Source organism: Bradyrhizobium sp. ISRA442 (genome assembly GCF_038085055.1).
In the GTDB taxonomy this organism is placed as follows: Bacteria; Pseudomonadota; Alphaproteobacteria; order Rhizobiales; family Xanthobacteraceae; genus Bradyrhizobium.
The window spans coordinates 36,849-48,704 of record NZ_JALGCN010000035.1 but is presented as its reverse complement, the minus strand read 5'-3'; the positions used below and the strand labels follow the sequence as shown (position 1 = coordinate 48,704).

10 protein-coding genes are annotated in these 11,856 nt (G+C 64.5%); 3 read left to right on the top strand and 7 right to left on the bottom strand.

Going from position 1 to position 11,856, the window contains the following annotated elements; translation table 11 throughout:
- Nucleotides 1–122: 122 nt before the first annotated feature.
- Nucleotides 123–938 (bottom strand): acyl-CoA thioesterase, encoded by an 816-nt coding sequence (locus tag MTR72_RS38215; RefSeq protein ID WP_280967949.1) that lies wholly within the window; start codon nt 936–938, stop codon nt 123–125.
- A 231-nt stretch (nt 939–1,169) separates the two neighbouring features.
- Complete coding sequence (locus tag MTR72_RS38210) at nt 1,170–3,686, bottom strand: glycogen/starch/alpha-glucan phosphorylase (RefSeq protein ID WP_341512186.1); 2,517 nt, start codon at nt 3,684–3,686, stop codon at nt 1,170–1,172.
- Nucleotides 3,687–3,891: 205 nt separating this feature from the next.
- On the opposite strand from MTR72_RS38210, the gene MTR72_RS38205 reads away from it, so the two are divergent.
- The gene (locus tag MTR72_RS38205; protein ID WP_280967950.1) at nt 3,892–4,125 is read left to right on the top strand and encodes a hypothetical protein; all 234 of its coding nucleotides are present in this window, start codon (nt 3,892–3,894) and stop codon (nt 4,123–4,125) included.
- Between the two features lie 63 nt (nt 4,126–4,188).
- Here MTR72_RS38205 and MTR72_RS38200 read toward each other — a convergent pair whose 3' ends face one another.
- A complete protein-coding gene (locus tag MTR72_RS38200; RefSeq protein ID WP_280967951.1) occupies nt 4,189–4,476 on the bottom strand; it encodes a GIY-YIG nuclease family protein in 288 nt (95 codons plus the stop codon).
- 182 nt (nt 4,477–4,658) lie between these two features.
- Here MTR72_RS38200 and MTR72_RS38195 point away from each other — a divergent pair, with 182 nt between their 5' ends.
- Complete coding sequence (locus MTR72_RS38195; RefSeq protein WP_280967952.1) at nt 4,659–5,090, top strand: hypothetical protein; 432 nt, start codon at nt 4,659–4,661, stop codon at nt 5,088–5,090.
- Nucleotides 5,091–5,203: 113 nt separating this feature from the next.
- Here MTR72_RS38195 and MTR72_RS38190 read toward each other — a convergent pair whose 3' ends face one another.
- Together MTR72_RS38190 and pyrE are read right to left on the bottom strand one after the other, a co-directional pair.
- Nucleotides 5,204–5,962 (bottom strand): DUF2865 domain-containing protein, encoded by a 759-nt coding sequence (locus tag MTR72_RS38190; RefSeq protein ID WP_280967953.1) that lies wholly within the window; start codon nt 5,960–5,962, stop codon nt 5,204–5,206.
- Nucleotides 5,963–6,273: 311 nt separating this feature from the next.
- Nucleotides 6,274–6,837: an orotate phosphoribosyltransferase gene (gene pyrE / locus MTR72_RS38185; RefSeq protein WP_280967954.1), complete on the bottom strand. Its 564-nt coding sequence runs from the start codon at nt 6,835–6,837 to the stop codon at nt 6,274–6,276.
- Between the two features lie 203 nt (nt 6,838–7,040).
- Here pyrE and MTR72_RS38180 point away from each other — a divergent pair, with 203 nt between their 5' ends.
- The gene (locus MTR72_RS38180; protein ID WP_280967955.1) at nt 7,041–7,667 is read left to right on the top strand and encodes a glutathione S-transferase family protein; all 627 of its coding nucleotides are present in this window, start codon (nt 7,041–7,043) and stop codon (nt 7,665–7,667) included.
- Nucleotides 7,668–7,710: 43 nt separating this feature from the next.
- On the opposite strand, the gene MTR72_RS38175 is transcribed toward MTR72_RS38180, so the two are convergent.
- Nucleotides 7,711–8,346, bottom strand: a complete 636-nt coding sequence (locus MTR72_RS38175; RefSeq protein ID WP_280967956.1) for a LysE family translocator — start codon at nt 8,344–8,346, stop codon at nt 7,711–7,713.
- Between the two features lie 159 nt (nt 8,347–8,505).
- Nucleotides 8,506–11,595: a DNA polymerase I gene (gene polA / locus MTR72_RS38170; protein ID WP_341512185.1), complete on the bottom strand. Its 3,090-nt coding sequence runs from the start codon at nt 11,593–11,595 to the stop codon at nt 8,506–8,508.
- Nucleotides 11,596–11,856: the final 261 nt, after the last annotated feature.

Sequence of the window (11,856 nt, the reverse complement as noted above, 5' to 3'; positions counted from 1 at the left end):
AAGCGCCGGATGAGGGGTTCTCTCTGCACGTTCGATTGATAGAGGTTCATTCGCGGAGAGAACCCCTCACCCCGCTTCGCTTCGCGAAGCGACCCTCTCCCACAAGGGGAGAGGGTCAGAACCTACACCTTGAAATACGCGATCTGCGTCGTGGTCGCGAGCAGGCGGCCGTTCGGGGACCATAGCTCGCCGTTCTGATCGCCGTAGCTCTTGTGGAAGACCTTTGCATCGGCTGTCGCGAGGACGCGGGTGATGTCCTCGGCCAGAAGGCTCTCCGCATCCGTATGGAAATAGGTCGTCAGCGACACCGTACCGAACGGCACCAGCTCGCGCCGTGCGTGGAAGATGCGGCCGAAGAAGGCGTCCGACATCGACATCAGCGACAGCATGTCGAGCCTGCGCGGCGTGCGGTCGCCGATCCAGACCTTGGAATAAGTGCTTGCGAGCTCGGCTTGTGGCGGGCCGATCCGCATCTCGCCCTCGACGAAGCGGAATTCATACTGGTTGGCCCAGGATGCCGCGATCTTTGGAAAAGGCAGGGTCTGCTCGAACGGCTTTGCGTCCGGGCATTTCGCGACCGCATGCGACCAGGACGGCCGGCGCTCGGCAAACACGGCGGTCGCGAGGGTCGCGACCTCGCCGCCGCCTTGTGACAGTTCGACGCTCCAGTGCTGGCTCGAACGGTTGGCCTTCACCAGCCGCACGTCGAGATCGAATGGTCCCTTCGCGATCGGCGCGCAGTAATTGACGGTGAGCGCCAACGGATCGCCGGCGCGCTGTGGATGATCGATCAGCGCGCGCAGGATGGTCGCGGCGGTCGCGCCGCCGAATGGGCCGACAAAGGCCCAATAGTCGTCGCTGGTGTGCCCCTGCCATCGGCTGTCGCCGGCAGTAACGCGCGTCGCCTCGTCGAAGGGGTGCGGGAGTTTGGCGTGCATAGTCAGTCCTCGAAGCCCGCCCGACCGACATTGCGAGCGCAGCGAAGCAATTCAGAATCTTTCTGCGGAGGCAGTCCGGATTGCTTCGCTGCGCTCGCAAATGACGGTGTTTGAGGCAACGGCGTCAGCGTCGCCGACGCCGCCTTGTGGGGATGATGACGATCATATCATCATCCTCCGCGCCTGATGCAATAACCTCGCGGGTAACGCGGATTTTCGCGTCGTGGAAAATCAGACCGCGGTGTCGCGCAGGCCCGGCAGCACGGGCGTGGTCGGATGGACCGGCACGTTCCAGATCTCCTCGGCATATTCGCGGATGGTGCGGTCGGAGGAGAACCAGGTCATGCGCGCGACGTTGAGGATAGAGGCGCGCGTCCAGGCCGGCACCACCTGCCAGCGCGCGTCGATGCCGCGCTGTGCCTCGTAGTAGGAGTCGAAGTCGGCGCTGACCATGTAGTGGTCGAGATAGCGCAAAGCATGCGCGATGGATTCGAAACGTCCGGGATCGCCGGGCGAGAACTCGCCGGTCGCGATCGAGTTGATCGCGCGCAAAAGCTTTGGCGACCTGCGGATCACGTCGGAAGCATCGAGCCCCTGCTTGCGGCGGATCATCACGTCGCCGGCTTCCATGCCGAAGATCGCGATGTTCTCAGGCCCGACATGGTCGCGGATCTCGATGTTGGCGCCGTCGAGCGTGCCGATGGTGATGGCGCCGTTCAGCGCCAGCTTCATGTTGCCCGTGCCGGAGGCTTCCATGCCGGCGGTCGAGATCTGCTCGGACAAGTCGGCCGCCGGGATGATCACCTCGGCAAGGCTGACATTGTAATCCGGCAGGAAGGCGACCTTCAGCCTGCCCGCGATCGCGGGATCATTGTTGACGATGTCGGCGACGTCGTTGATCAGCTTGATGATCAGCTTGGCATAGCGGTAGCTCGCCGCCGCCTTGCCCGCGAAGATTTTGACCCGCGGCACCCAGTTGCCGTTGGGATCGTCTTTCATCGCCTGATACAGCGCGACCGTCTCGATGATGTTGAGGAGCTGGCGCTTGTATTCGTGAATGCGCTTGATCTGCACATCGAACAGCGCGCTCGGGTCGACCTTGATGCCGAGCCGCTCGCCGATCAGGCGCGCCAGGGCCGTCTTGTTGTGATGCTTGACGGCGCGGAATTTCTGCTGGAACGCGACGTCGCTGGCGCGCGCCTCGATCAGGCTGAGCTGGGTCGGATCGTCAAGCACCGCCTCGCCGCAGGTCTCGCGCAACAGGTCGGTCAGCTTCGGGTTCGCCAGCATCAGCCAGCGGCGGAAGGTGATGCCGTTGGTCTTGTTGGTGATGCGGCCGGGATAGAGATGGTTGAGATCGTGGAACACGGTCTCGCGCATCAGGTCCGAATGCATCGCCGAGACGCCGTTGATGCGGTGCGAGCCGACGAAGGCGAGCTGGCCCATGCGCACGCGGCGCCCGCTCCTCTCGTCGATCAGCGAGACCGAAGCACGGAAATCGATGTCGCCGGGACAGCGCGCTTCCGCAAGCGCCAGATGCTGGACGTTGATGCGGTAGATGATCTCGAGATGTCGCGGCAACAGGCGCTCGAACAGCTCGACCGGCCAGGTCTCCAGCGCCTCGGGCAGCAGCGTGTGGTTGGTGTATGACAGGGTCGCGACCGTGATCTTCCAGGCCTCGTCCCAGCGGAAATTGTGCTCGTCCACCAGGATGCGCATCAGCTCGGTGACGGCGAGGCTCGGATGGGTGTCGTTGAGCTGCACCGCGACCTTCATCGACAGGCTGCGCAACTGTCCGTCGGAGGTGAGGTGGCGCTTGACGAGATCCTGGAGCGACGCGGAGACGAAGAAATATTCCTGGCGCAACCGCAGCTCGCGGCCCGCGGGGCTCTCGTCGTTCGGATAGAGGAATTTGCAGATCGCTTCCGCGCGCGCCTGCTCGGAGCTTGCGCTGACATAGTCGCCGGAATTGAACACGTCGAGCTTCAGCGGATCGGGCGAGCGCGCCGACCACAGGCGCAGCGCATTGACGTGCTGGCCGCGCCAGCCGACGATCGGCGTGTCATAGGCGATCGCCTGCACCGTCTCGGCCGGATGCCAGATCGCGCGGTCGCGGCCCTTGTCGTCGACATGCTCGACGCCGCCGCCGAAATGGACGTGATAGATCACTTCCGGCCGCTGCAATTCCCAGGGGTTGCCGAAGCTGAGCCACTCGTCCGGATATTCCTGCTGCCAGCCCTGATTGATGATCTGACGGAACAGGCCGTAGTCATAGCGGATGCCATAGCCGATCGCGGGGATCGACAGCGTCGCCATGCTCTCCATGAAGCAGGCGGCGAGCCGGCCGAGGCCGCCATTGCCGAGCGCCGCATCCGGTTCGCATTTGCGCAAGTCGGGGAGCGAGACGCCGAGATCGCCGAGCGCGACCTCGAAGATGTTGAGCAGTCCCATGTTGTTCAGCGCGTCGGTGAAGAGGCGGCCGATCAGGAACTCGAGCGAGAGATAGTAGACGCGCTTGCGCCCCGCGTCGTAGCTGGCCTTCTCCGCGGTGAGCCAGCGATGCACGATGCGATCGCGCAACGCCAGCGCGGCGGCCTGGTACCAGTCGTGCCTGGTCGCCATGCCCGCGTCCTTGCCGACGGCAAGGCGCAGCTTCGCCAGGATCGCGCCCTTGATCTCCGCCAGCGCGAGTTCGTCGATGGGCTGGCCGGGTGCGGGAAAATTGGGCTGGAACGATGGATCTTGCAAAGCCGTCACTTCCTGGTCGACTACCGAACTCAAGCTTACGCGTCCTGCCCCGGCACCGGAACCGCTGCCGGCGCGGCCGTGCACTGCGCTGGCGTAATTTTATGCAAGGAATGGGCCGGTTTGGAAACCCGGGAGCCCACGGAGAAACCTGAATTCGGTGCTAGATTGCGCGCAAATTCGGCCATCAGTGTGGAGGAGGCGCCCCATGAGACTGCTGATCGAAATCGCCGCTGCAGCCTTGCTCGTCGTCTGCATCACCGCGTCCAGCGCCGCCTTCGCCGCCGGCAAACCGGGCCGCAGCGCCGATGCCTTAAGCTGCGCCGTCTCGCTCCCGCAAAACGCAACGCCAGCCGTGCGCTGTGCCGCCATCAAGCGTCAATGCGGCGGCAAGTTTTACGCGAGCGCATGTGGCGACAGGCTGATGTCTGCGGTGAGGTGAGGGTGATTGGTGTAACGAAGATGATGTCGTCCCCGCGAAGGCCGGGACCCATAACCACGGCTGTCAGAGAAGATGGGACAAGTCGCGCCAATCGGGATGATCCCCCTCGATCAAACGAATCTTCCAGTCGCGATGCCATTCATTCAACGCCTTCTCGCGTGCGATCGCTTCGGCTGGCGAGGCGTATGTCTCGACGTAGACGAGTCGCGTCACGCCGTACTTCTTGACAAACTTCGAGCCTCTTCCTGAACGATGCAACGCAAGCCGACCGCTAAGGTCGTGGCAAATGCCGATGTACAGTGTGCCGTAGCGTCGGCTCGCTAAAATGTAGGCGTAATACGGGGCATTCATTGCTGGGCGCCCATTTCCGAAACGTCTGAAAGCAGTGGTTATGGGTCCCGGCCTTCGCCGGGACGACATTGTAGAAGCATTGGAACGAATTAAGAACACTTTAGCAAGTCTTTGATATATCATTGTGATTCGGTGCGTTGCCGACACAATATCTAGGGTCTGCCAGACTTCGCGAGGACTACATGTCCACCATTGCCTTCCATCAATTCGCCCTCACCCGGATCGCCGATTTCGCGCGCTCGTTGTCGCGCCTGCATCAGGCAGCGCGGCGTTACGCGGTCGATGACGACCAGTTCGACCGCGAGTTCAACGCGGTGTGCCAGTCGATCTGGGGCTACACGGTCGACGATATCAGCGACGATCTGTTTTCGGTCGAGGATCACCTGTTCCTCGACACGCTGGATGAGGCGCATGCGCGCATCTTCGCGGCCGAGCAGGGCTATGACCTCGTCGACGACCAGGGCATGCTGACCGACTGGTGGGGCTTTTGCTGGATGATTCTGGCTGAGAGGCGCGGCCTGCTGACGCCGGAAAACCGCGCCGCCGCGCGTGCCGCGATCGAGGAGAAATATCTGGCGGCGCCGAACGTGATCGGGGTGATCATCGGGCGGTAACGCAAACATCCTTCGTCATTGCGAGCGAAGCGAAGCAATCCAGAGTGTCGCCGCGGGAGCATTTCTGGATTGCTTCGCTTTGCTCGCAATGACGGCTTGGTTACAGTTGGGTCCTACTCCAGCCCCGCGCGCTTCGCCGGCTTCTGCGTCTGCGGCACCGACACATCAGGCGGGGTCTCGCGGACAATCTCCGCAGCCGGTGCATCCGTCGACACCGTCTCCGCGCGCACCGGGGCGACCTTCATTTCGCCGAGGCGGGCGCGGACCTGGGCGGTGAGGCCGGGATAGGACGCGACCGGCGTGAAATCCGCGGTCTGGTCGTTGCCGACGCGGATACCGGTATAGGCGACGAGGCCGTCGGAGGTGGCGATCACGTCGCCGGCTTTCAGCGACGAGTCCAGCGCGAGATCAACCGGAGCGAGGCCGACCGGCTCGCGGCCGTTGCACGTGCAATCGGACCGCAGCGCCTTGCGGTAGGCGAACGCGTTCTCGCTGTCGGCGTAACGCTCGCCGGTCTGCGCATAGGCGCCGTCGATGCTGGAGCCGAAATAGACCTTTGTCGCGCTGGCGGGACAGAAGGCCTGACACATCTGTGCAGGCGAGGCGAGCCCGCGCATCAACGGAAAGTATTTTCCGTCGCAGGTGCGCACGCAAAAGGCCGGACCCGAGCCGCCGACGGCCGCCGTCCGAGTCGGCGGGACATCTTGCTGAACCGGCGCATTCTGCTGGCCGGTGAAGGGATCGGTGTAGGTGCTTGCCTGCTGCGACCGCTGCCGCTGCAATCCGCCGAAGAAGAAGTCGAACAGGCCCTCAGCCGAAGCCGGGGCCGATGCCGCGAGCATCGGAGTTGCAAGGAGGGCGGCTACCTGCATCGTGCGCCGCCGCCGGCGCGCATGGGACAACTCTGTACGCAATGCTCGCTCCACCCGACGCTACTGAACTGGCTGGGACCGAGGCCTCAGCACATGATTCACCATATTCCGGGATGGTAAATGAGCAGTTGCGCGGGGGCGGTTTCAAGACGAGGCGGTGACCTCTTTAAGGCCTGGCGCAGCTTCCGACGGATCGTTGCTTCCGGGTCACGGTTCCGCCAAAGGCTAGCCGAGCCACAACGGTGCTCAGCCGCCGAAGCTTGAGCGCAGGCGGCACGCCCCGGTATCACGGCGCAGGATGTTTCGTCGCGTTAGGCCTTCAAGAACTCCGAAGCCTTGTAGAGCGAGCGGAACGGCAGGCCGGCTTGGCCGAACGTATCGGTGGCGCCTTCCTCGCGGTCGACCATGGTGAGCACCAGCACCACATCGGCGCCGGCCTCGCGCACCGATTCCACCGCCTTCATCGCCGATGCGCCGGTCGTGGTGACGTCCTCGACGATCACGACGCGCTTGCCCTGAAGCGTCTCGCCCTTGGCGAGGCCCTCGATCGCCAGCTTGGCGCCGTGCTCCTTCGGCTTCTTGCGCACGAAGAAGGCCGCGATCGGATGCCCCTTGATCCAGGAGATCTGCGCCAGCGCGCCGGCAAGCGGCACCGCGCCCATCTCGAGGCCGCCGATGAAATCGAGCCGGTCGTCCTTCAGCGCTTCATAGGTCAGCTCGGCGAGCAGCGTCGCGCCCTCCGGGTCGAGCATGGTCGGCTTGAGATTGAAGTAGAAATCGCTCTTGCGGCCCGACGCGAGCGTCACCTCGCCGCGGCCGAAGGAGCGCCGGCGGATGATTTCGAACAGGCGGGCGCGGGAGGCAGATTTCGACACGTCGGTCCCTCGGGAGCGTTTTTGGAAGTGGCGGAATTTATCCCCCGCCGCGGTGACATTCCAGAGGGGGCGGGCCCGTCAAATCGCCCGTCAACAGGCGAGCGGCCGCGCCAGCGGCCGGTCCGCCATTCCGGCACGCCGGTTGTAGCAGTGCAACCTTCTGGAGTAGGTGAGGCCACGTCTCTTGGGGAAGGAAACAGAGAATGACCATCGAGCTCCACACCTGGAACACGCCGAACGGCCGGAAAATCTCGGTCGCGCTGGAGGAAATGGGGCTGCCCTACAAGGTGATCCCGGTGAACATCACCAAGGGTGAGCAGATGGCCCCAGGGTTCCTCAAGCTCAGCCCGAACAACAAGATCCCCGCGATCGTTGACCCCGAGGGTCCCGACGGCAAGCCCGTCAGCATATTCGAGTCCGGCGCGATCCTGCTCTATCTCGGCGAGAAGACCGGAAAATTCCTGCCGAAATCGCTGGCAGGCCGCATCCCTGTCTACGAATGGTTGATGTGGCAGATGGGCGGTTTCGGGCCGATGCCCGGCCAGGTGCACCATTTCATCGCGCTCGAGAACGAGCAGGACCGCGCCTACGGCTTGAAGCGCTTCATGGCGGAGACGCGTCGGCTCTATGGCGTGCTGGATCGTCGGCTCGAAGGCCGCGACTTTGTTGCGGGCGACCTCTCGGTCGCCGATTTCGCCATCCTCGGCTGGGCCTGGCGCCACCCGCGTCACAAGGTGGAGCTGGCAGATTTTCCCAACGTGAAGCGCTGGTACGAGGCCCTGATGGCGCGCCCGGCCGTGCAGCGGGGCATGGAGGCGAAGCTGGATTGAGGTCGTTAATCCCTCTCCCCTTACAAGGGGAGAGGGAAGCGGCTCACACCTTCCGCGCCTCGACCGCCATCCGCACCGCGAGCCCGGCCAGCACCGTGCCCATCAGCCAGCGCTGCACCAGCATCCAGCTTGGTCGGCTCGACAGGAACAGCGCGATCGAGCCCGCCGCGAGCGCGATCATGGCGTTGACGCTGACGCTGATCGCGATCTGGATCGCGCCCAACACCACCGATTGTGCCAGCACGCTGCCGGCGGCGGGATCGATGAACTGCGGCAGCAGCGCCAGATAGAGCATCGCGATCTTCGGGTTGAGCAGGTTGGTGACGAACCCCATCGCGAACAATTTGCGCGGGCTGTCGATGGCGAGCTTCCTGACCTGGAACGGCGAGCGGCCGCCCGGCTTCACCGCCTGCCAGGCCAGCCACAACAGATAACCGGCACCGGCAAAGCGCAGCGCGTCATAGGCAAAGGGAACGGCGAGCAGCAGTGCCGTGATGCCGAATGCCGCGCACAGCATGTAGAACACGAAGCCGAGCGCGACGCCGCCGAGCGAGACGATGCCCGCCCCAGGCCCTTGCGTGATCGAGCGCGAGATCAGGTAGATCATGTTCGGCCCCGGCGTCAGCACGAGACCGAGGCAGACGAGGGCGAAGCCGAGCAGGGCGGAGGCGTGGGGCATGGGTGAACCTGTGTGGGAGATCGCACCGTTCTAATATGCGCCGCGCCGCGCAGCCATCGCGCAATTGCACGGAGGACAATTCGACTCTCGCGTCCGGACGCGGCGCAGCGCTCTCGCGGGCTCCCTGCCCCCGTTCTTGCGGGGAGAGGCGAGGACAGATCAGTGCGCCTCGTCCCAGTTCGTCGCCGCACGTGCATCGACGTGCAGCGGCACCGAGAGCAGCACGGCGGGGAACGGTGCGTCCTGCATGACGTGCTGCACCACCGGAAGCGTCGCCTCGACTTCCGCGTCCGGCACCTCGAAGATCAGCTCGTCGTGCACCTGGAGCAGCATCTGCGCCGACAGCTTCTTCTCGGCCAGCGCGTCCTCGACGCGGTTCATGGCGCGGCGGATGATGTCGGCGGCGGTGCCCTGAAGCCGCGCGTTGATCGCAGCGCGTTCGTTGAACGCGCGCACCGAGGCGTTCGACGCCTTGATGTCGGGATAGTGGCACTTGCGGCCGAACAGCGTGGTGACATAGCCGTAGCTCCGGCAGAACTCCTTGGTCTCGTCCATATAGGCGCGGATGCCGGGGAAGCGCTCAAAATACTTCTTGATGTAGGCGGACGCTTCCTCGCGGGCGATGCCGAGCTGGTTGGCGAGGCCGAACGCCGAGATGCCGTAGATGATGCCGAAATTGATCGCCTTGGCGCGGCGGCGGATTTCGCTCGGCATGCCCTTGATCGGCACGCCGAACATTTCGGACGCGGTCATGGCGTGAATGTCGAGCCCGTCGCGGAACGCCTGCTTCAGGACCGGGATGTCGGCGATCTCGGCGAGCAGCCTGAGCTCGATCTGTGAATAGTCCGCGGACACCAGCTTGTGGCCGGGCGTCGCGATGAAGGCGCGGCGGATCTTGCGGCCATCCTCGGTGCGCACCGGAATGTTTTGCAGGTTCGGCTCGTTGGACGACAACCGGCCCGTCGTGGTCGCCGCCAGCGCGTAGGTCGTGTGCACGCGATGGGTCTGCGGATTGACGTAAGTCGGCAGCGCGTCGGTGTAGGTCGATTTCAGCTTCGAGACCTGACGCCACTCCAGAATCTTCTTGGGGAAGTCGTAGCCCTGCTCGGCGAGGTCGTCCAGCACCTGCGCCGTGGTCGACCACGCGCCGGTCTTGGTCTTGCTGCCGCCGGGCAATCCCATCTTGCCGAACAGGATGTCGCCGATCTGCTTGGGGCTGCCGACATTGACGGGCTCGCCCGCAATCTCCTGGATCTCGGCCTCGACCCGCGCCGCGGTCTGGGCGAACTCGCCTGACAGCCGTGACAGCACCTGACGGTCGATCGCGATGCCGCGCCGCTCCATGCGCGCGAGCACGGAGACCAGCGGCCGCTCCAGCATCTCGTAGACCGTGGTCATGTGCTCGGCGATGAGGCGCGGCTTCAAGACGCGCCACACCCGCAGGATCACATCGGCGGTTTCGGCCGACAGCGGTGTGGCCTTGTCGATCGGGACCTGGTCGAAGGTGAGCTTGTTCTTGCCGCTGCCGAGCAGGCCGTTCTCCGCCAGCATGGCGTGGCCGAACCAGCGTTCCGCGAGCGAGGCCAGCGCGTGCGAGCCGCGCCCGGCGTCGAGCACGTAGGAGATGAGCAGCGCGTCGTCATAGTTGCGCAGGCTGATGCCGTGCTGTGCCAGCGCGACAGCGGTGAATTTCACGTCGAAGCCGACCTTGAGGATGCCGATCGATTCCAGCACCGGCCGCAGCGCGTCGATGGCGTCGGCATGCTTGACCTGATCGGGTGCGAGGCCGGCATCGAACAGGCCGGCGCCGCCGCCGGACTGCTTGTGCGCCAGCGGCACGTAGCAGGCATCGTTCGGCGCCAGCGCCAGCGCGATGCCACAGAGATCAGCCTGCATCGGGTTGATGGAGTTCGCCTTGGTTTCGATCGCGACGTGGCCAACCTCGTGAATGCGTGCGACGAAAGCGTCGAGCTCGGCGCGCGTCTTGATCGTCTGGTATTTGCTACGGTCGACCGGGAGCTTTTTCAGCGCCTCCTCGCGCGCGGCCGCGAGCGAGATCGGCGCGCCCTTTAGGCTCGCGGCCTTGTCCTCCTTGCCGGCGGTTTTATTGCGTTCCTTGGCGCCCGGTGCAGCTTGCGCCGCTGTGCCGGGGCCTGGTGCCGGCACGACGTCCGAAGGCGGCAGCGGCGAGAACACGCTGGCACCGCTCTTGTATCCGGGATCGGCCTCTACATCGGCGGGATCGATCTGCGAATAGTCGGCAACGCGTCGCGTCAGCGTGGAAAACTCCATCGCCTTCAGGAAGGCGATCAGCTTGCGCGCGTCGGGCTCGTGGACGACGAGGTCGTCGAGCGGCACGTCCAGCTTCACCTTGTCGTCGAGCAGCACGAGCTGGCGCGAGATCCGCGCTTTCTCCGCATTCTCGAGCAGCGCCTCGCGGCGCTTAGGTTGCTTGATCTCGCCGGCGCGGAACAGCAACTGCTCGAGGTCGCCATATTCGATGATCAGTTGTGCCGCGGTCTTGACACCGATGCCGGGCACGCCCGGCACGTTGTCGGTGTAGTCGCCGGCCAGCGCCTGCACCTCGACCACCTTCTCCGGCGGCACGCCGAATTTCTCGACCACCTCGGGGATGCCGATGCGGCGATCCTTCATGGTGTCGTACATGGTGACGCAATCGGTCACGAGCTGCATCAGATCCTTGTCCGAGGACACGATGGTTGCGGTCGCGCCGCGCTCGCAGGCCTCGCGCACATAGGTGGCGATCAGGTCGTCGGCCTCGAAGCCGGCCTGTTCCAGGCAGGGCAGGTCGAAGGCGCGCACCGCCTCGCGGATCAGCGCGAATTGCGGGATCAGATCGTCCGGCGCCGGCGGCCGGTGCGCCTTGTAGTCGGGATAGATCGTATTGCGGAAGGTGACCTCCGACTTGTCGAACACGATCGCCAGATGGGTCGGCCGGTTGTCGGGGGGCATGTCGCGCAGCAGCTTCCACAGCATGTTGCAGAAACCGAGCACGGCATTGACCTGCAAGCCATCGGATTTGCGGTTGAGCGGCGGCAGCGCGTGGTAGGCGCGGAAGATGTAGGAGGAACCGTCGACCAGGAAGACGTGGTCGCCCTTTCCGGCGGCCTTGGCCGCGACCGGTTTGGCAGCAGACTTGGCAGCAGCGGGCTTGGTGTCGGCGGCTGCCTTGGGCGCAGCAGCCTTGGTGTCAGCTTTGGCGGTGGTCTTCGGGGAGGTTTTGGGCATGGCCGCAATGTATGAATTTTTGCGGCATTTGACAGCCTTGGATGGGGGAATTTTGGGCTGATTCCCACACTTCACTGTCGTCCCGGACAAGCGCAGCGCCGGGCAGCGCGGAGAAGTTTGGCGAAGACTCGTGGTTGCCGTCTCCCGCCACAACCTCTCCCTGGGGGTATGGGTCCCCGAGTTCAGCGGCGCTCGGCCGCTTCAACCCCGTCATTGCGAGCGCAGCGAAGCAATCCAGAGTCTTTCCGCGGAGGGATTCTG